Source organism: Collimonas sp., from assembly GCF_044339385.1.
GTDB lineage: Bacteria > Pseudomonadota > Gammaproteobacteria > Burkholderiales > Burkholderiaceae_D > Collimonas.
The window spans coordinates 1-18753 of sequence record NZ_JBIIVN010000012.1; the positions used below are offsets into that span (position 1 = coordinate 1).

Sequence of the window (18753 nt, forward strand, 5' to 3'; positions counted from 1 at the left end):
TGAACTCCGCCGTGTACATCTGTTTTGGTATCTTCTTCATTGCTGGTCTTTCCAAAGGATCGTTGATTTTACGTTACCTATGGAAGACTAAATTTCGGGGGAAGCTCATTATGCATATCTATCGCCACCGGCATTGTTCGCAGTTTGCCGCAGCCAGCTTGACTATGTTTTTCTCCCTTGTGTTGGACGTTGCCACTGTTGCCGATGTTGCTCATGACCGGCAAGGAGCGTGCGCATGATGCTCGCTATCGCCTTGTTGCTTGGCTCAGCCGTCGTCATCTATTTGTCGTGTGAATATTTTGTTAACAGTATCGAATGGGTCGGGCGCCGCCTCGGCATCGCGCAAAGTGCCGTAGGTACGGTGCTGGCGGCATTTGGCACGGCGCTGCCGGAAAGCGTGGTGACTTTCGTCGCGGTGGTGTTCGGACGCGACCCTGCACACCGCGAAATCGGTGTCGGTGCCGCACTGGGTGGGCCGTTGGTCTTGGCGACCATCGCTTATGCGGTGGTCGGCCTGATGTTTGTACTCAATCGCAAGAAGCTCGGCGTTATCTTGTTGTCGGCTAGTGCCGCTCAGCGCTTGAGTCGCGATCAGGCTTGGTTCATTGCCATCTTCCTGCTCAAGGTCGGTCTGGGCTTGTTGGCATTCACTCTCAAGCCTTGGCTTGGCATTCCTTTCCTGCTGGCTTACGGCCTGTATATATGGGGTGAAATACGCAAGCCAGGTGATACCGATGCTGAGGCGCATGCCCTTGAACCGCTGAAATTCCGGCCGCATGAGCCGCAGCCCGGCCTTGGCTGGGCGTTGTTGCAGACACTGGTGGCGCTGACGGTGATTTTTCTGAGTTCGCAATTGTTTGTGCGTCAACTGGGGGAAATCTCGCCTTGGCTCGGCATTTCGCCGCAATTGACGGCACTGCTGCTCAGTCCGATAGCGACCGAACTGCCGGAAATTCTTAATGCCGTGATTTGGGTGCGCCAGGGTAAGCAGGTGCTGGCGCTCAGCAACATTAGCGGCGCCATGATGATTCAGGCCAGTATCCCGACCGCGCTGGTGCTTATCTTCACGCCGTGGATGCTGGGGCCGGCACTGGTGTGGGCTGCTGCGATCACCATGCTGTCGATGTTGGGGCTGTATCTGTTGCTGCGCAACGGTATGCTCACCGGTGGGCGGCTGACACTGTTCGGCTCGCTGTATCTGTTGTTTGCCGCCGGTTTAGGGGTGATCGGCGTGCATTGAGTGAGATCAGTCGCGTGCGCCGAGTGCAATCACGGCCGCGCCTGTCAACGCCAGTGCGGCGCCCAGCAGATCGCTCCATCTGGGTGTAACGCCATCGACGCCCCATAGCCAGACGATAGCGGTGGCGATATAAACCGCGCCGTAGGCCGCATATACGCGGCCGCTGGCGATCGGATGCAGCGTCAGCAGCCAGACGAATGCCAGCAGGCTGAGCAGCGCCGGCAGCAGTAGCCAGACAGACCCCTTGCCCGACAGCCAGAGCATGGGCAGGTAACAGCCCAGCAATTCAGCCACGGCGGTCAGCAGGAACAATCCAAATGTTTGGGTGATGGTTAGCATGAAATTGATCGATTTTAAACTGTCTTTGGCAGCCGTATCCGGGGTTTATGCGCGTTTCTTGAACGCAGTTGCCAAGCCAAATCATAACAGCCGCCACCGATGAGGCTGCCCGATACCTTGGTTGTTGAGAGTACTTTAAGCGGCATGACGCAAAATCCAAGCGTTTGCGAAAAGGTCACAAAGACAATTAAATGCCGCTTTTCGTTGAATGCAATGCAGCAATCCGGTAGCTGAATTACACTGTCGTCATTGACTTAACAGCTTTATGTATCGTCATCATTTGGCCAACATGCGGCAAGCCGTTGGACTGACCGGCGGTGAGTGAAAAATTTTTAGAAAAGGTAAATCCAAATGGGCTCAAAAGACGCATTGCAAACTGTCGCCGCTGGCGTATTGTCAGAACGTCCCAGCCGGGCGGAGGCGGAATCGGCGATTCGCACTTTACTACGCTGGGCTGGCGACGATCCTGATCGCGAAGGCTTGCTGGATACACCGGCACGCGTGGCGCGCGCTTATGAAGAATTTTTTGCCGGCTACAGCAAGGATCCGGTTGAGATTCTTTCAACGACTTTTTCCGAAGTCGAAGGCTACGATGAAATGGTGGTGTTGACCGATATCCGTTTCGAGAGCCACTGCGAGCATCACATGGCGCCGATCATCGGCAAAGCGCACGTCGCTTATTTGCCGGACCGTCGCGTAGTGGGGATTTCCAAATTGGCCCGGCTGGTGGATATTTTTGCCAAGCGCTTGCAGATTCAGGAAAAGATGACAGTACAGATTGCCGACACTCTGCAGCAAGTATTGTTGCCCAAGGGAGTTGCAGTGATGATTGAGGCCTCGCACGGTTGCATGACCACGCGCGGTGTCCACAAGCCTGGCACCAGCCTGGTGACCAGCCGCATGCTGGGCGCGTTCCGCGACGATCCGTCGACCCGGCGCGAATTCATGAGCATCGTCAGCCAGAAGCGTAGCGGCTGATTCCGCGTCGTCGGAGCGGCATGCCTGCCCGAGCCTCGCCGGGCAGGCGGCTCAGCGCGCTGATCCTTCTTTGTCGCCGTGGCCGGTAACCCGGGCCAGCATTGCGCGTGCCACCACACCGCGTGCCAGATACCAGTAGAGCCAGATTACCGCGGCCGACAACAGTGCAAATCCCATCATTCCTGCATGCAGGTAAAACACCTTGTAAAGCTCGATGCCGACGCCGTATAGCGTCATGTTGATCATGCCCATGGTGGCCGCGACGGTAGCTTTGGAGACCGCGCTTTCGGTCAACGCGAAGCGGATCATGACCGCTGCCGACAAGCCTTCGCCAAATGCGATTACGCTGATGGCGGCCACCAGGAAATAGGGTCTGTCGAGGAATGCGGCGCCTAGCAGCATGATCGCCAGCCCGGTGCCGATCGGGTACAGCGCCAGCTTGACTGAGCTGCCGAGGCGCCAGCGGTCTACCTGGCGCGCCAGCACCAGATTGCCGGCGATCAGACAGCCGAACACCGGGATTTGCCAGTAGCCGTATTCGACCAGGCTCAAATGCCCATCTGTCACCAGGATAACCGGCGACATGGCGATCCAGCCGATCAACGGAATCGCCAGCAAGGGCATGCACATCGCCGCCTTGATGAAATGCAGGTTGCCGACTACTTCACGATAGTCATGCAGGATCTGCCTCATAGGCAGTTTTTCCTTGCGTGGCTTGACGGTTTCCGGCATGTGCCGGGCCAATCCTATCAATGACACCGAAGCGATCCCGGCGATGAAGACGAACACCATGCGCCACGGCAGGATTTCGATCATGAAGGCGCCTGCAACCGGCCCGATCAGCGGTGCGATCAGCGCTACATTGGCCATCAGCGCGGTGACGCGGATCGCTGCCTTTTCCTCAAACGCTTCCTGAACTACAGCGTAGCCGACCGAGGAAATGAAGCACAAACCCATACCTTGCAGCACCCGTAGCGTGATGAAACTCTCGATGCTGGTCGAGAGCAGCGTGGCGAGGCAGGCCAGGATGAAAAACAGCGCGCCGCCCAGCATGACGGGACGCCGTCCGATACGGTCCGATAATGGCCCGAACAACCATTGGAATATGGCGCCGCCGATGAGGAACGCGGTCATCGCAGAAGTCACCCAGGCCGCGCTGGCGCCGAATTCCTGGGTTACCGTCAACATCCCCGGCTGGATCATGTCGTTGGCGATGTAGACCGAAAACTCAAACAACACCAGAGCTAGCGGGAACATTAGTGTGGCGCGGCTGAGAGTAGAGATTTTTTGCATTGTTCTGTTCTGGATGAAACTGTCCTGCAAACGTAACGGCATCAGACAGTGCCGAGTGCAGGATCTTGAGTTTGTGGAGTGGAGTGTTGATCCGACGTCGCACCGCTTGCATGGGACGTCTGCTGCGGCTTCACTTATTCATTTTACTTATTCATTTTACTTATTCATTGATGTGCCGTTTCAGCTCACGCGGTGCGCCATGCATCATTTAATCGAGCCGTTTTCCCAGTCCGGATCTGCGCCGACTTCTCGGCCAGAAAGTTGAGCATGAGGCGCAGGATGGCAGGCATTTGGCGGCGCGAAGCATAGACGCGGTAAATATTCAGGTAAATATTCAGGTAAATGGACATTCTCGCATTGTTTTAGATCATTGTAATATTGTTTCTTTTATCACATTTTGAGGTGTACATGAACAAACGCACTTTATTCGGCTGGTTCCTGACAATGGTCTTTGGTCTTGCGTTAGCCAGCTGTGCCGATGCCCCGCAGCCGCTCAAGCTGGAGGTTTATAATCCGGGCGCCAATGGCATGTTCCAGGTATCGTCGGAATTAATCAGCGGCAGCAACGACGCAATTCTGATCGATGCCCAATTTGAACGGGCCAATGCCGCCCAATTGGTAAAGAAGATCCAGGATAGCGGCAAAAAACTGACCACGATCTATATCAGCCACGGCGATCCGGATTATTATTTTGGACTTGAAGTGCTCAAGGAGGCCTATCCTGATGTGAAGATTCTGGCACCGGCGCCGGTGGTCGCCCACATCAGGGCAACCATGGACGCCAAGCTGGCGTTCTGGGGCCCCGAGCTTGGCGCTGAGGCGCCTCGGCGGCTGATTGTGCCGGAGCCGTTGCAGGGCAATGCGCTGACACTGGAAGGCCGCAAGCTGGAAGTGATCGGCCTGGACGGCGCCAGCCCGAATCGCACCTTTGTCTGGATTCCTTCGCTGAAGGCAGTGGTTGGGGGTGTGCTGGTTGAAGGAAATCAACATGTCTGGATTGCCGACTCTCAGACTTACGAAGCCCGTCAGCAATGGCTTAAGATGCTCGACAAGATCGAAGCGTTGCAGCCAACGGTAGTGGTGCCGGGACACTTCCGGGCCGGTGCGCCGCAGAACCTCGAATCGCTGCGTTTTACCAGAAATTATCTGAAGACGTATGAATTGGAAAGCGCCAGGACCAAGGACTCTGAGGCCCTTATCGCAGCGATGAAAAAACACTATCCGAATTTGGATGGCGAGTCCTCTCTGGAGGTCAGCGCCAAGGTGACTAAAGGTGAAATGGAATGGTGAACGAAGGGATGAACGAAGGGATGAACGAAGGGATGAACGAAGGGATGAATGAAGGGCGCAGTGAGGTCGTGAACGGCCCGCCATGCAGCGACACAGCATGCCCGGTTCCAGGCGCGCTGACGGCCGGCGCAGCTGACAAGGTGCTGCACTATATCTACGACCCGTTATGCGGCTGGTGCTACGGCGTGGCAACATTGTTGCAGGAGGCGCGTCAGATCGAAGGACTTGGCATCGTGATGCATGGCGGGGGGATGATGATCGGCCATCACCGCAGGCAGGTCAGCGCGACATTCCGCAGCTACTTGATACAGCACGATCATCAGATTGCGACCATGACCGGTCAGGTATTCGGTGATGCCTATTTCAACGGCCTGTTGCTCGACAATACGACAATCTTTGATTCTGAACCGCCGACTACCGCCATCCTGGCTGCCGACCATCTGGCCGGAAAGGGCTTGGAGTTGCTCAAGCGGATCCAGCATGCGCATTATGTACTGGGCTTGCGGGTTGCCGATGTTGTGGTGCTGCGCGATCTGGCAGTAGCGGTTGGCTTGGATTTGGCGCAGTTCGACCGCGCCTTCGCCGAACTTGGCGGTGCGCCGACACAAGCCCACATCACCCGCAGCCGGACTTTATTGACAGAGCTCGGCGGGCTTGGATTTCCCACTTTTGCGTTGCAGCGCGGTGAGCGCATCGAGATGCTGGATACCGGCCGTTTTCTGGGCAAGGTGGAAGCCTGGAAGGCTGTCCTGAGTACATAAACCGCTGCCGCTGTGGAATAGAGAAGCCTGCGCAAGTTAATCTTGTGCAGGTTTTTTATTTCTCGTTAGAATTTTCATTAGTCACATTTCTACAATAAAAAGAAACATTTCCTTGTTGCATTTAGTTGTCTATTTGCGGTCATTTATTGATGATTATTTGCTATATAACGCGAAAATTAACGATATTTCATGATGTAAGGCAACAACAAAAAATCATTATTTAACGTTTCATGTCGTCCGGGTATTGTGTTGAATAATCTCGAAAGGTATGTTTGCAAGCACTTTTTTGATTTTGTAATTTGACGTAAAGCACCAGGGCTAGATCGGGTCCGGATGTGTGTTTGCTGCAAGTTAATACTCCGGGCAAATTTATGAATCGCCAACTCGTAGCGCGCTTTCCCCTCTCCGTTGTCTCAATCGCCGTGATGACCATGTTGTCGGCATGCGGCGGTGGCGGCGGCGGTTCTAGTCCGTCCTCAGGCACCCAGGTGCCGGTTCCAACGACCACGCCTGGTTCGCCCGGCAGCGCGCCCACCGTCGGCGCATCGTTGCTAAATCCGGCCGATCCCAGCAATGCTGTGGCGGCCAAGGCACGCGGCATCGTCGGTGCTGGCGTTATCGTGGGTATTATCGATACCGACTTCAATGTCGCCGACCCCGATCTCGGCGGCCGCCTTATCAAGACCGTGTACAGCAGCGGCGGCGCCGGGAATCCTCATGGCAGCGAGGTGGCGGAGGCGTTGGGTGGCAGCAGCTACGGTGTGGCGCCTGGGGTGACGATGTTGGGCGCAGCGGTCGGTACCGGCGGCGACAACGTCTCGTTTGGCAGCCCTGTATACCAAGACTTGTTCAACAAGGGGGCGCGCATCTTCAACCAGTCGAATGCTTCCGGTTCAATTGCAACACCGGCTGGCAACGCGCTGGCCTTCTACAATATCTATCAGCCATCCGTAACGCAGGGCAGCTTGTTCATTTGGGCTGCCGGTAACGATGCCAGCGCTCATCCGTCGCTCACCGCAGGATTGCCGGCGCTGTACCCTGATTTGCAAAAAGGCTGGCTGGCAGTGGTGGCGGTGAATGCCGCTGGCGGCGCGCAAGGTTACAGCAGCAGCGATACCAAGCCTGGCGTGATCTCCAGCCATTCCAACCGGTGCGGCGAAGCAGCCAACTGGTGCTTGGCTGCGCCTGGCGATTTTATTGCGCCGAGCAGCGGCACCCGGGTTTACGGCACTTCGTTCGCCACACCAGCGGTGACCGGCGCCGCGGCGCTGGTGCAGCAAGTGTTTCCATGGATGAGCGCCGACCAGATCCGTCAGACTATCTTGTCGACGGCCACCAGCATGGGCGACAGCGCCACTTACGGCTGGGGATTATTGAACGCCAGCAAGGCCGCTAACGGTCCAGCTCTGTTCGATACGCGGCTCACGCTGGGTGGCAATTTCACCGCCAAATTTGATGCAGTCAGTGCCACCTTCAGCAACGATATCGGCGGCAACACCGGTTTGCTCAAGGACGGCAGCGGCACCTTGACCTTGTCCGGCAATAATACCTATAGCGGCACCAGCGAAGTGCTCAAGGGCACACTCAATGTGACCGGTGCGGTCGCTGCCGGCGTTACCATCGACAGCGCCGGTATCTTGTCCGGCGACGGTGGCCGGGTTGGCGGCAGTGTGCTCAACAACGGTCGTGTGACCAACGCAGGAAACGGCATCAGCATCGCCGGCAACTATACGGCTTCGTCCAGCGCGGTGCTGGCCAATCAGTTCAACACCACGTTAAACGTCGGCGGCAGCGCGACACTCGGCAGCTCGCATCTGGTGGCGATGACGCCGGCCGGTAGCAGCGATCCGTCCGGCTATGTGACGCAACAGGTTGGCGTCAAGGGCAAGGTGCTGGCAGCGGCCGGTGGTGTTTCAGGGCGATTCAGCGATGTTTCGTTCGAACATGACGGCGCCGCCTTCAACCCAGGTACTTTCCTCAATGCGACGCTGGCGTACAGCGCCAATCAAGTTGACCTGGCCATTGGCCGCAACAATGTCAGTGCGCTGGCGGCGCAATCTTTCGCCGCCGATCCAACCCGCACCAGCAGTGCCGCCAATCTGGAGCAAGGCCTCCAGGTCGCAGATCAGTTGGTCGCCAGCGGCAACGCCGGCGGCAGCAACGCCGCTTTCGTCGCCAGCGCGGCGGCGCTTGAACGCACTGCAAATATAGCCGCTGCGGCGCAGGTGCTGGATAGTTTATCCGGGCAAATTTATGCTTCGTCTCAAGCACTGACATTCCAGCAATCGCAAGCCATCAACCGCGATTTGTCGAACCGTTTGTCGCTATTGGGCGGTAATGCAGCAGGGCAGGCCACGGCTGGTCTGTGGGCCAGCGTGATCGGTGCCAGCGGCAAGCTGGGCCAGGCGGGTTATTCCTCCGCCGATACCTCAACCTGGGGCGGCCAGTTTGGCTTCGATACGCAGTTGAGTGACAACGCAATCGTTGGCTTGGCGCTGTCCTATTCGCAAAGCAAGGCCAGCTTCGATCGCTTCGGCGGCGCCTCCGATAGCCAGTACAGCGGCTTATCGCTGTACGGCCGCTATGCATTGAGCAACGATGGCATTTATGTCTCCGGCCGCGCCGGTGTGGCGGCCGTGACCAGCAAGATCAACCGCATTGCAATCCTCGGTAGTGAGGTCGACAGCCTGTCCTCCAGCCATACCGATAGCATGATCTCAGCCTATGCCGAAATCGGGTACGTGCGCAACCTGTCGGCGCCGGCGGCGCTGACGCCGTTCGTCGGCATCAGCGTTGACCGTCTCAAGCGCGGCGGCTTTAGCGAAGCCGGCAGTGCCTTTGGCCTGACTGCCGGCAGCAATTCTTATCAACAGACTGCGAGCGTATTGGGTTTGCGTGGCGATGCAAAAGTCGGCTGGTTCGGCGGCGATACCAACCTGCAAGCCTATGCTGCCTGGCAGCATGCGTTCAATGACGGTAGCCTCGGTTTCAACGCCGCCTTTGTCGGCACGCCGGCAGCCGGGTTCACCGTGCAGGGTATCGGCCTGGCGCGCAACAGCGGTTGGGCTGGCCTTGGCGTCAGCACTGTCGTCAACCGTGCGTGGCGCTGGTACGGCAATTACGATGCACAGTTCGGCAAGGGTGGTGTGGTGAATAATGTATTCTCGGCCGGCGCGCGGATGGCTTTTTAAATTCGTCGCTGCATAAAAACGGCCCGTATCACTCATCAGAGTTGTACGGGCCGTTTTGCTTGCTGTTGTGTGTTAGGCGACTGCTTTGAGCTTGTTGGACTCGGTATTGCTGGCCGGCGCAAAACCGGCATGGCCGCTGGTATGGCTGGCATAGAAGTGGCCGAAGCGGTTCGCCAGAAAATCTACCAGCGTTGCTTGCTCCTGGCGCACGAAACCGCTTTGCGGCAAAACCCCAGTGACCACCAGATCGACCATGGCGCAAATGCCGGCGGCGGTGGTCAGTTGGATCGCCGACAGCAACTGGCCGTTGACGTGCTGGCTGTAGATCTTCTTGGCATAGGTTTCCTGCTCAAGACGACCGTCCCGCATGCCGCTGACACTGACGAAAGTCAACGCCACATCTTGTTTGGTGATCGGGATCGAGTTTTCCAGCACCTCCTTGAGGATCGGACGGCGCTCCAGTTTGCCCAGTCGCAGGTCGCGCACCAGAATCTTGATGATGTCGCGATGGCCGGGATAGCGCACGGTCTTGTAGTCGAGGTTCTGCACCCGGTCGCGCAGGCTCTCGCACAGCGTGCCCAGGCCGCCCGAGGTATTGAAGGCTTCATAGTCGATGCCGTCCAGCGAGAAATGCTCCAACTCTTCCAGTGGCGAGGTTTCGCGCAGGATGCCGTCGACAATCGCCTCGCACGGATTGCAGTATTCGTTGATCAGGCCGTCGGTACTCCAGGTCAGGTTGTACTTGAGCGCATTGCTGGGGAAAGTCGGCAGTGCGCCAACCCGCATTTTGACGTCATGCAGTTGCTCGAAGCGGCTTGCGACATCGTTGGCGACAATCGAAATGAAGCCCGGCGCCAGCCCGCATTGCGGCACGAAAGCGGTGTTCGAATCCTGTGCCAGCAACTTGACGAAGCGGGTGCTTTCGACATCTTCGGTCAGGTCGAAATAATGCGCGTTGGCCTCCTCAGCCGCCGCCGCGATGACCGGCGTCAGGAAATACGGGCAGGCCGACAGCGCGACGTCATGGCCGTTGATGAGCTTGGTGACGGTCGGCGAATGCGAGATATCGGCCAGTATCGTGGTGACGTTGGGGAAGCCGGCTTGCTCCACATATTGCAGCCGTTGCGGATCGCGGTCTGCCACGGTCAACATGTAATCGCCGGTGTGGGACAGCAGGTTAAGGATGGCATCGCCGATTTTACCGGCGCCCAGAAGTATCAGTTTGGTAGTCATGTCTGTCGCTCACATTGTTATCAAGACGTGCTGACGCAAAACTTTCTGGCGCGGTTGCATCTCACGATCATACAAACTGTATGGTTTATTTGTCGATACACATGGCCAGCACGGATGCGCCGCAGTCCCTATGATTTATTGGTGTGCCGCCAATGCCGAGCGGCTCTTTGCGCACTCGATCCGATTGTTGCCTGACTGCTGTAGCCATTGTAAATTTAAGCAAAGTCAGATAATAGAGTGTAAATAGTCGTCAAAATGTATAATTTCGATACATTTTGACGAAAAATAGAGATGGATTGTCGCCATGAGAGAAAAGCTCGATGAAGTCGACCATAAAATACTGGCCTTGCTGATGGATGATGCGCGTCTGTCGATGGCAACCATCGCCAAGCGCGTCGGCATCGCCCGCACCACGGCGATTGCGCGGTTGGCGGCGATGGAAAAGAAGGGGGTGATTGCCGGTTATGGCGTGCGACTGGACCTGGAGCTGTATCAGTCGGCAGTGCGTGCCTACGTCGGTATCTCTATCGATTCGCGTAACGCGCCGCTGCTGGTGCAGCAATTACAGAAAATGTCCCAGGTGGAAACTTTGTGTGCGGTCAGTGGTGTTATCGATTACATGCTGACCTTGCGTTGCCAGTCCACCGACGAACTGGACCGCCTGCTGGATCAGATTGGCGCGATGGAAGGGGTGCGGCATACGTCGACTTCAATCATTCTCAGCAAGCGCATCGATCGTGCACCGATTTAAATGGCCTTAGCCAAGATGTCATGCCGCAGTGCAGCAGATATGTCATTTATCTATAACAGGTATTCGAATAATAAAGCAGACATGAATGCTGCACTGCCATATGGTTACACCTGTCTCCTCCAACACCCCCTAAGGTTTGGATTCAACCCGCTACCGCAAGGTCGGCGGGTTTTTTGTCTTTCGGAAATGTCATCGACATGATTGCGTTGCGCAGCGGCGTTTTACCGCCACCTGCGGTTTTGCTGTTGCGGCACGTGTCGTCAACAGGCGATGTATGTGGTGGCGGCGCGCTTCAAAAGGCCTTGATTTTCAGCTGGAACGAAAACGCGCCGTACAGCCTGTCCTTATAGCTTGGAATAATCGCCAGATTCAAGCCGACCCGCTCGTATTCGATACTGGCCACCGGGATGGCCGCCAGGAACCAGTCGCCGTGGCGCATTTTCGGATAGCCGTTGAAGCCTCCGGCGACCACACCCAAGCGCACCGGTCCGATATAGACCGGTTGGTAATAGATGCCGACATAATTCGAATATTCCCGATCGCTGTTGTAGAAGCGTCCGGCAGTGGCCGATGCCACGGTTGAAAAGCGGTATTTGACGCCTAGCCCGAGATTGTTGCCGTTCAATCCCTTGTCGCGATCGAAATGATACGAATAGAAGCCCGCATTGAGCCATGTTTCGCTGATCGGCTGGTTGTCTATCATGCCGAACAGCTGGTTTTGCTCTGCTTGCGCATGGGCGCATGTCAAAACAGAAAACGCGAAAAGAATACTGGTCCTCAACCGCTTGAGTAATGTCGACATCGGCTTCCTGTTGTTTGAGGGCGTTTTGTGCGGCCCTGAGTTGATTTGATCGCTTTGCGCTGCGCGCGCCGGATAGTTTACGTTGCTTATGGATGCTATTGGCGGCTTTGTAATGCGTCGTCCCAATTTTTTATCATGCGCCATTGGCGCGTGGCAGATGCCAGCCATGCGTCGCCGCGACCACGCGCAGTGTAAAACAGGCGCCGCCGCCGACCAGCGCGGCGGCGGCCGGCGACAAGCCGACACGGCGGCCGACGATCACTACGAAGGCACCGAAGAATGCGGCGCTGGCATAGATGTCGACCTGCAGCACCGCCGGCACGCGGGTCAGCAGCACATCGCGCACGATGCCGCCGCCGACCCCGGTGATGGTGCCCATCAGCATCGCCACAAACGGCCGGATGCCGAACAGGATCGCTTTTTCTACGCCGGCGACGGCAAACAACGCCAGGCCAGCGGCATCCAGCACCAGGATCAGCATCGGTGGCAGAGCCTGGAAGGTGGAGTGAAAAACAAAGGTCAGGATGCCGGCGCAGAATGTCAGCACCGCATAGCGCCAGTCGCGGATAGCGTTCGGCGGCGTGGCAGCAATCAGCAGGTCGCGGATGACGCCGCCGCCGAGCGCGGCAATGAATGAAATCACCATCACCCCGAGCAGGTCGAGGCCGCCGCGCATGGCACTGAGTGCGCCTTCTATCGCAAACACCAGCGTGCCGGCGAAATCCGCTGCCAGCACCACGGTTTCAGTTCTTAGTTTGATCCTGGACATGGATGGCGTCGCGCCTGGTTGTCTGCGGTGCTGGCACGCTATAACGAAACGTCGCAGGCGTCAATGCCACGTAGCGCTAAACGTCAACGTCAACGGGGCGTCGCAGCCACCATGCAGCGGCTCCGACGCCCCGTTTGCGCACCTTAAAAAGACGCCTGCACCATCAGTTTTGCAGGCCGCGTGGAATCGCGCTGAGCAATTGACGGGTGTAAGGATGGCTCGGATTGTGGTATAGCTCATCCGAGTTAGCCAGTTCGACCACCTTCCCTTGATGCATCACCATCACCTGGTCGGCCAGGTATTTGACGACCGACAGATCGTGCGAAATGAAGATGTAACTCATGCCGAACTCTTCCTGCAGGTCTTGCAGCAGATTCAGTACCTGCGCCTGCACCGAAACGTCCAGCGCCGATACCGATTCATCGCACACCAGCACCTCCGGCCGCAGCGTCAGACAGCGTGCAATCGCAATCCGTTGCCGCTGGCCGCCGGAAAACTCGTGCGGATAACGGTGGCAGGCGGCAGGCGGCAGGCCGACTTTTTGCAACAATTGCATCGCCATTTCGGTGCGCTCGTTATCGTCGCTGCCGATCTGGTGGATGCGCATCGGTTCCAGCAAAATCTGGCCGATCGTGAAGCGCGGGTTGAGCGAGGCATACGGGTTCTGGAAAATGATCTGGATGCGCCGCTTGTAAGACATGAACTCCTGGTTTGACATGCCGATGATGTCCTTACCTTCAAACAGCGCCTGACCGGCGGTGGCCTGATGCAGGCGCATCAGGGTCAGGCCGACGGTGGTCTTGCCGGAACCCGATTCGCCCACCACGCCCAGCGTCTTGCCGCGCGCCAGCTTGAACGAGACATCCTTGACCGCCTGGAATTCCTTGCGACCGAACAAGCCTTCGCGCGAGTAGAAGCTCTTGCCCAGGCCGCGCACGTCGAGCAGGATATCTTCCTGGCCGTTGCAGCCGCGGCTGCGTTCGCGCAGATCGGGAGTGCCGCCGTTGCTGCCGTTTGCACTGTTATTCATGTAGTCGCTGATGACCGGCAGGCGCCATGACCGGGTATCGAGCGAAGGGCGGCACATCAGCAGCGCCTTGGTGTACTGGTCTTGCGGGTTTTCGAAGATCTGCCGGACATTGCCTTTTTCGCGCACTTCGCCATTGCGCATGACGATTACCTGATCGGCAATCTCACCCACCAGCGCCAGATCATGCGTGATGAACAGAGCCGACATCTTGTGGCGCTTGCGCAGCGCTTCGATCAAATCGATGATCTGCTTCTGGATGGTGACGTCGAGCGCGGTGGTCGGCTCATCGGCGATCAGCAATTTAGGTTCGCAGGCAATCGCCATGGCGATCATCACGCGCTGCTGCTGGCCGCCCGACATCTGGCTTGGATAGGCATCGATCTTGGTCGCCGGCGATGGAATGCCGACTTCTTCGAGCAGCTCGATGGAGCGCTTGCGCGCCTGTTTGGCATCCATGCCCATATGCAGGCGCAGCACCTCGCCGATCTGGAAGCCGACGGTGAAGACCGGATTGAGTGAGGTCATCGGCTCCTGGAAAATCATCGAGATTTCCTTGCCGCACATGTCGCGTCGCTCATCAATCGACATGGCCAGCAGATTGCGGCCTTCGAATTCGATGACGCTGCTGGCAGCGATGCTGGAATTGTCTGGCGGCAGCAAGCCCATCACGGCCAGCGAGCTGACCGATTTGCCGCTGCCCGATTCGCCCACCAGGGCGACGGTGGTGTCGCGCGGAATGTCAAAGGAAATACCCTTGACGGTTTCGATCATGGTTTTCTTGTCAGCGCGAAAACTCACGCGCAGGTCGCGTACGCGCAACAGCGGTTGTTCTGCCGCTTGCGGGGTGGTGTTGGTCGAATTCATGTGGTCTCCTATTTCAGCTTCGGATCAAGGGCGTCGCGCAGCGCATCGGTAAACAGCGAGAACGCCGTCACCAGAATCGCCATGGCGATACTGGCAGCAGCCAGTTGCCACCACTTGCCCAGGATCAGTTCGTTTTGTGCCTCGTTGAGCATGCTGCCCCAGGACACCACGCCGACCGGTACACCGAAACCAAGGAAGCTCAAGATCACCTCCGACTTGATGAAACCGACCACCGAAATCGACAACTGCGCCAGCGAGACGTGGCTGACGTTCGGGAAGATATGGCCGAACATCTTGCTCCAGTGGCTGGCGCCGATGGCGTCTGCGGCCATTACGTATTCACGCGTCTTGTGTTTCATGTACTCGGCGCGGATCAGGCGGTAGGTGCCGGTCCAGCCGGTCAGGCCGAGAATCAGCACAATCGCTGTCACGCCCTTTTGCTGCAACACCGCCGCCACTGCCAGAATCAACAGCAGGTAAGGGATGGAAGTGAAGATGCTGTAGAACCAGTTGAAGGCATCGTCGATCCAGCCGCCGAAGTAGCCCGAGATGGCGCCGAACAGGGTGCCCAGAATCACCGCCAGCAAGGCCGCTACCAGGCCGACGATGATCGAGGTTTCAGCGCCCTTGATGGTCTTCTTGATGATGTCGTGGCCCCACTTGTCGGCGCCGAAAGGCAGCGTCGGTTTGCGGATCAGCGTAGCGCTGGCGCCTTGCCTGGAGAGGTCGGCACGGATTGCCGTCATCTCATCAGCCAGCGGATCAGCGATGCCGTAGTCACTGGCAACGACCGGTGGCGGTGGCGTCGCAGTGGCGCTGCTGCGCAACTCGCGCAGGATGTCACGCAACGGATCGACCGGGTTCTCCGGCGGTGGCGCGTCCTTGATCGCATCGTTGTTGCTGAAGCCGCGTTCGGCGTCGCTCTGGGCACCGATGAAGGTTGGCGGCGCGTAGTTGACGCCGACTTCCTTGGCCCAGTCCTTGGCCAGCAAGCCGCTGGCCGACAGCACCAGCATGATCAGGTACAGGCCGACCACGGCCATCGCCGCCATCGCCACGCGGTCGGCGCGCAAACGGCGCCAGGCCAGCGCCCACAGGCCGGGCGAATGGGTGCCGCCGCGGGCGGCTGTAGTTGCTACTGTATTGACTGGCGGCGCTGCCTGCACCGGGGCCGGGTTTACATTCTGAGTCATGGCGGCTCCTTACTTCAGCTGAACGCGTGGGTCGACCGCCTGGTACAGCAGGTCGGTCAAGAGGTTGAATATCATGGTGGCGGCGGCGACATAAATGGTGATTGCCTTGATCACCGGGAAATCGCTGCGTTCCACCGCCAGAATCACTTCGCGGCCGATGCCGGGGATCGAGAAGAAGCGTTCGATCAGGAAGGCGCCGATCAACAGTGCCGGAAGGTTCGACATGACGTTGGTGATGATCGGAATAGCCGCGTTGCGCAGTACGTGTACCCACAAGATGCGGCGTTCCTTGACGCCCTTGGCGCGTGCCGTGCGAACGTAATCCTGATTGACTTCATCCAGCACGAAAGTGCGGTACAGGCGCAGGCTGGGAGCGATGCTCACCGCCAGCATGATCAGGATCGGCAGGGCCGAATAGTGGAACAGGTTTTCAGCGAAGCTGTTGCCCCAGCCCTGCACCGGGAACATGCCGAGCTTGTAGGCGAACCAGTATTGGAACAGGATGATGTAGACCAGAATACTGATCGACATGCCGACGGTACAGGCCACCATCACCATGCGGTCAGTCATCGAGCCGCGCACGAAGGCGACAGCCAATGCCAATGCCACGGCGATCAGGGTTTCCAGGATGGTCAGCGGGATCAGCACGGTCATGGACGGCCCGAGGCGGGTCATGATGACGTTAGCCACCGATTCGCCGGTGCTCCAGCTGTTGCCGAAGTTAAAGGTGACGATCTGTTTGATGAAGATCCACAGCTGGATGTAGTACGGCTGGTCGATCCCCAGTTGAGTGCGGATGTTGGCGATCTGTTGCGGGTTCGACATCTTGCCGGCCAGGATATAGGCCGGGTCGCCGCCGACCCAGTTGAACAGGAAAAACACCAGTACGATGACGCCGAGCATGGTCGGCAGCATTTGCCACAGTCGGCGCAGGATATAAGCGGTCATGATAATTCTCTCATTCCAGGTTAATGCAGGCGTTGGCCTGAGATTTCGGCAAAGAATGCCTTGTTGTTAGGCGCGCGGCCGAGGAAGCTGCGGACCAGCTCGGCGGCCGGCTTTTCACCGGCGCGCGAGAGGATGTCCCGACGATACAGATGACCGACTTCCGGGTTCATCAATTTGCCGTTATAACGCGATAGCATGTCCAGCGCCAGCACTTCCGACCACATGTAGCCGTAGTAGCCGGCAGCATAGCCACCCATCAGATGGCCGAACTGGCCCGGGAATTCGGTGCCCGGCACATAACCCAATGGCGTTGCGCCTTCCATTTGCTGCCACACCGCCAGCGGTTGCTGCTGGTCGGCCTTGTCGTTGTGAATGGTCATGTCGTAGCTGGCGTACAGCAACTGGCGCGCATAGCGCATGCCGCGGCCGTAGTTGTGAGCCGCAGTCAGACGCGCCAGCAGCGCATCGTCGATGCTCGGGCAAGCGGTCTTGCAGAAGCCGGCCAGCAATTGCAGCGATTCCTTGCGGCGCGCCCATTCTTCGTACATCTGCGAAGGCGCCTCGACGAAGTCCAGTTCGACATTGGTGCCGGCCTGGCTGACATACCTGGTGTGCGACAGCACGCCATGCAAAACGTGGCCAAATTCATGCACCAGGGTTTCCAGCTCATCGCTGTTGAGGCCGTTGCGGTCGAAATTGGTAACCAGCGTAGAAATCGGTGTGCGATGCGCCAGCGTGCTGACGCCACGGGTGCCCCAGGCGGCGGCGTGGCCGTACTTACCCTCACGCGGGAAGAGGTCCAGATAGATGCCGGCGATGCGTTGCTTGCTGTTGCTATCGATGACATCGTAGTACTGCACATCGGGATGCCATACCGGGACCTCGACGCGCTTGAACTCAACGCCATATAAGGTGCTGGAGACATGCAGTATCCAAGGCACTGCGGCATCGGTAGGGAAGTACTTGCGCAGCGCTTCCTGGTCGACGTTGTAGCGTGCCTGCTTGAACTTTTGCTGCCAGTAGTCGGTATCCCAGCGTTCCAGCCTGGTATCGGCCAGCGCGGTTTTCAAGGTTTCCGATTTGAAGACGCGCAGTTCTTCGATTTCCTTCTGTTCCAGCTTGGTCACAGCGGCTTGCACTTCCTTGAGGAAGGTGTTGACAGTTTGCGGATTCTTTACCATGCGGCGCTGCGTCACCAGATCGGCATAGCTTGGCAAGCCGAACAGCCCGGCCATTTCATAACGCAGGTTCATCGCTTCCTTCAGCACGTCCAGGTTCTTTGGCGTGCCGTGGTTGCTAAAGGCGATCATGTAGCGGCGGCGGGCGTCGCTATTGTCGGCCGCTTCCATGAACGGCTTGTACTCCGGATAGTCGAAGCCGAGCAGGTAGTTACCATTGTCGTCGCGCCGGGCGCGTGCGATGTAGGCCGCTGGCATGCCTTGCAGTTCGGCTGGCGTGAAGTGCAGTTTCTGATTGTTGTCGCGGATGTTGCGCGCGAATTCCTGACTCAGTTCACTCAGCCGGTCGAGGATTTCCTTCATGCGCAGGCGTTCCTCAGGCGGCAGCGACACGCCGGTATCGTCAAAGCTGTACAGAATGTCCTGACGCAGCTTCTTTTCGATCGGGTCGGTCGGCTTAATTGCCTTGAAGCGGGCGTACAGATTTTTGCTTTGCAGCAGTTCTGTGGCGAACTTGTTGCTGTCGATCAGGCAGGTTTCGGTAGCGCTGCGTAGCTTGGCGTCGGGTGAGACATTGTTGAGGATGTCGACCGGGCTTTGCAGGTCTTCCAGTTTGATTTGCAGATCGTTCCAGTCGGCCAGAACTTTTTTGCTGTCGCCGGCACGCGCCGCTGGCAATTTCTCCAGCACCGCTACGCGCTTGCGTAGCGCGCCCAGCGCACTGTCGCACAGCGCCGGCACCTGTTCCGCTGTGAGCAGCGGAATCAGCGGGCGCTGCTTATCTCGGGCAACTGCCGGTTGCAGCATCAGCGTTAGTAACGCTGTCGTGACCGGCAAGAAAAATGATGATGGTTTCATGCATTTCCTCAAATAGGGACTTGGTAAATGTAAAT

General features: G+C 57.8%; 17 protein-coding genes. 7 read left to right on the forward strand and 10 right to left on the reverse strand.

Annotation, left to right across the window (positions count from 1 at the left end; translation table 11 throughout):
- Both ACIQ0R_RS01735 and ACIQ0R_RS01740 read left to right on the forward strand, forming a co-directional pair.
- Nucleotides 1-239: hypothetical protein (locus tag ACIQ0R_RS01735; protein ID WP_395823077.1), on the forward strand; the 239-nt coding region annotated here is incomplete at its 5' end.
- Nucleotides 236-1240, forward strand: a complete 1005-nt coding sequence (locus ACIQ0R_RS01740) for a sodium:calcium antiporter (protein ID WP_395823079.1) — start codon at nt 236-238, stop codon at nt 1238-1240. The genes ACIQ0R_RS01735 and ACIQ0R_RS01740, both read left to right, overlap by 4 nt.
- 6 nt (nt 1241-1246) lie before the next feature.
- Here ACIQ0R_RS01740 and ACIQ0R_RS01745 read toward each other — a convergent pair whose 3' ends face one another.
- Nucleotides 1247-1579, reverse strand: a complete 333-nt coding sequence (locus ACIQ0R_RS01745; RefSeq protein ID WP_395823081.1) for a YnfA family protein — start codon at nt 1577-1579, stop codon at nt 1247-1249.
- A 351-nt stretch (nt 1580-1930) separates the two neighbouring features.
- Here ACIQ0R_RS01745 and folE point away from each other — a divergent pair, with 351 nt between their 5' ends.
- A complete protein-coding gene (gene folE, locus ACIQ0R_RS01750; RefSeq protein WP_395823083.1) occupies nt 1931-2557 on the forward strand; it encodes a GTP cyclohydrolase I FolE in 627 nt (208 codons plus the stop codon).
- A 51-nt stretch (nt 2558-2608) separates the two neighbouring features.
- Here the strand turns inward: folE and ACIQ0R_RS01755 are convergent, their stop codons facing one another.
- Nucleotides 2609-3850, reverse strand: a complete 1242-nt coding sequence (locus ACIQ0R_RS01755; protein WP_395823085.1) for an MFS transporter — start codon at nt 3848-3850, stop codon at nt 2609-2611.
- Nucleotides 3851-4035: 185 nt separating this feature from the next.
- A complete protein-coding gene (locus ACIQ0R_RS01760) occupies nt 4036-4200 on the reverse strand; it encodes a hypothetical protein (RefSeq protein WP_395823087.1) in 165 nt (54 codons plus the stop codon).
- A gap of 58 nt (nt 4201-4258) precedes the next feature.
- Between ACIQ0R_RS01760 and ACIQ0R_RS01765 the strand changes: the two genes are divergently transcribed.
- The 3 genes from ACIQ0R_RS01765 (at nt 4259) to ACIQ0R_RS01775 (ending at nt 9092) form a co-directional block, all read left to right on the forward strand.
- The gene (locus tag ACIQ0R_RS01765) at nt 4259-5140 is read left to right on the forward strand and encodes an MBL fold metallo-hydrolase (protein ID WP_395823089.1); all 882 of its coding nucleotides are present in this window, start codon (nt 4259-4261) and stop codon (nt 5138-5140) included.
- Nucleotides 5134-5901 carry a DsbA family protein gene (locus ACIQ0R_RS01770; protein ID WP_395823091.1) on the forward strand — a complete coding sequence of 256 codons (768 nt, stop codon included), beginning with the start codon at nt 5134-5136 and terminating at the stop codon, nt 5899-5901. The genes ACIQ0R_RS01765 and ACIQ0R_RS01770 overlap by 7 nt, the downstream gene beginning before the upstream one ends.
- Before the next feature lie 371 nt (nt 5902-6272).
- A complete protein-coding gene (locus ACIQ0R_RS01775) occupies nt 6273-9092 on the forward strand; it encodes an autotransporter domain-containing protein (protein ID WP_395823093.1) in 2820 nt (939 codons plus the stop codon).
- A gap of 72 nt (nt 9093-9164) precedes the next feature.
- Here the strand turns inward: ACIQ0R_RS01775 and ACIQ0R_RS01780 are convergent, their stop codons facing one another.
- A complete protein-coding gene (locus ACIQ0R_RS01780) occupies nt 9165-10325 on the reverse strand; it encodes a saccharopine dehydrogenase C-terminal domain-containing protein (RefSeq protein ID WP_395823095.1) in 1161 nt (386 codons plus the stop codon).
- A gap of 304 nt (nt 10326-10629) precedes the next feature.
- On the opposite strand from ACIQ0R_RS01780, the gene ACIQ0R_RS01785 reads away from it, so the two are divergent.
- A complete protein-coding gene (locus tag ACIQ0R_RS01785; protein WP_395823097.1) occupies nt 10630-11076 on the forward strand; it encodes an Lrp/AsnC family transcriptional regulator in 447 nt (148 codons plus the stop codon).
- Between the two features lie 292 nt (nt 11077-11368).
- Here the strand turns inward: ACIQ0R_RS01785 and ACIQ0R_RS01790 are convergent, their stop codons facing one another.
- From ACIQ0R_RS01790 to ACIQ0R_RS01815, 6 genes are all read right to left on the reverse strand, one after another.
- Nucleotides 11369-11779 (reverse strand): hypothetical protein, encoded by a 411-nt coding sequence (locus tag ACIQ0R_RS01790; protein WP_395823115.1) that lies wholly within the window; start codon nt 11777-11779, stop codon nt 11369-11371.
- Nucleotides 11780-12011: 232 nt separating this feature from the next.
- Complete coding sequence (locus ACIQ0R_RS01795) at nt 12012-12647, reverse strand: trimeric intracellular cation channel family protein (RefSeq protein ID WP_395823099.1); 636 nt, start codon at nt 12645-12647, stop codon at nt 12012-12014.
- Between the two features lie 163 nt (nt 12648-12810).
- Nucleotides 12811-14541, reverse strand: coding sequence for an ABC transporter ATP-binding protein (locus ACIQ0R_RS01800; protein WP_395823101.1), 1731 nt, complete (start codon nt 14539-14541; stop codon nt 12811-12813).
- An 8-nt stretch (nt 14542-14549) separates the two neighbouring features.
- Nucleotides 14550-15734, reverse strand: coding sequence for an ABC transporter permease (locus tag ACIQ0R_RS01805; protein WP_395823103.1), 1185 nt, complete (start codon nt 15732-15734; stop codon nt 14550-14552).
- Between the two features lie 9 nt (nt 15735-15743).
- Entirely contained in the window at nt 15744-16682 is a 939-nt protein-coding gene (locus ACIQ0R_RS01810) for an ABC transporter permease (RefSeq protein WP_061532660.1), read from the reverse strand.
- A 20-nt stretch (nt 16683-16702) separates the two neighbouring features.
- Nucleotides 16703-18718 (reverse strand): M3 family metallopeptidase, encoded by a 2016-nt coding sequence (locus ACIQ0R_RS01815; protein ID WP_395823105.1) that lies wholly within the window; start codon nt 18716-18718, stop codon nt 16703-16705.
- Nucleotides 18719-18753 lie beyond the last annotated feature (35 nt).

Coding starts and splice junctions, on each gene's coding strand:
- ACIQ0R_RS01765 (WP_395823089.1), top strand. CDS start 4,259: ATGAACAAACGCACTTTATTCGGCTGGTTCCTGACAATGGTCTTTGGT.
- ACIQ0R_RS01745 (WP_395823081.1), bottom strand. CDS start 1,579: ATGCTAACCATCACCCAAACATTTGGATTGTTCCTGCTGACCGCCGTG.
- folE (WP_395823083.1), top strand. CDS start 1,931: ATGGGCTCAAAAGACGCATTGCAAACTGTCGCCGCTGGCGTATTGTCA.
- ACIQ0R_RS01790 (WP_395823115.1), bottom strand. CDS start 11,779: ATGATAGACAACCAGCCGATCAGCGAAACATGGCTCAATGCGGGCTTC.
- ACIQ0R_RS01810 (WP_061532660.1), bottom strand. CDS start 16,682: ATGACCGCTTATATCCTGCGCCGACTGTGGCAAATGCTGCCGACCATG.
- ACIQ0R_RS01780 (WP_395823095.1), bottom strand. CDS start 10,325: ATGACTACCAAACTGATACTTCTGGGCGCCGGTAAAATCGGCGATGCC.
- ACIQ0R_RS01805 (WP_395823103.1), bottom strand. CDS start 15,734: ATGACTCAGAATGTAAACCCGGCCCCGGTGCAGGCAGCGCCGCCAGTC.
- ACIQ0R_RS01760 (WP_395823087.1), bottom strand. CDS start 4,200: ATGTCCATTTACCTGAATATTTACCTGAATATTTACCGCGTCTATGCT.
- ACIQ0R_RS01740 (WP_395823079.1), top strand. CDS start 236: ATGATGCTCGCTATCGCCTTGTTGCTTGGCTCAGCCGTCGTCATCTAT.
- ACIQ0R_RS01815 (WP_395823105.1), bottom strand. CDS start 18,718: ATGAAACCATCATCATTTTTCTTGCCGGTCACGACAGCGTTACTAACG.
- ACIQ0R_RS01800 (WP_395823101.1), bottom strand. CDS start 14,541: ATGAATTCGACCAACACCACCCCGCAAGCGGCAGAACAACCGCTGTTG.
- ACIQ0R_RS01755 (WP_395823085.1), bottom strand. CDS start 3,850: ATGCAAAAAATCTCTACTCTCAGCCGCGCCACACTAATGTTCCCGCTA.
- ACIQ0R_RS01795 (WP_395823099.1), bottom strand. CDS start 12,647: ATGTCCAGGATCAAACTAAGAACTGAAACCGTGGTGCTGGCAGCGGAT.
- ACIQ0R_RS01775 (WP_395823093.1), top strand. CDS start 6,273: ATGAATCGCCAACTCGTAGCGCGCTTTCCCCTCTCCGTTGTCTCAATC.
- ACIQ0R_RS01770 (WP_395823091.1), top strand. CDS start 5,134: ATGGTGAACGAAGGGATGAACGAAGGGATGAACGAAGGGATGAACGAA.
- ACIQ0R_RS01785 (WP_395823097.1), top strand. CDS start 10,630: ATGAGAGAAAAGCTCGATGAAGTCGACCATAAAATACTGGCCTTGCTG.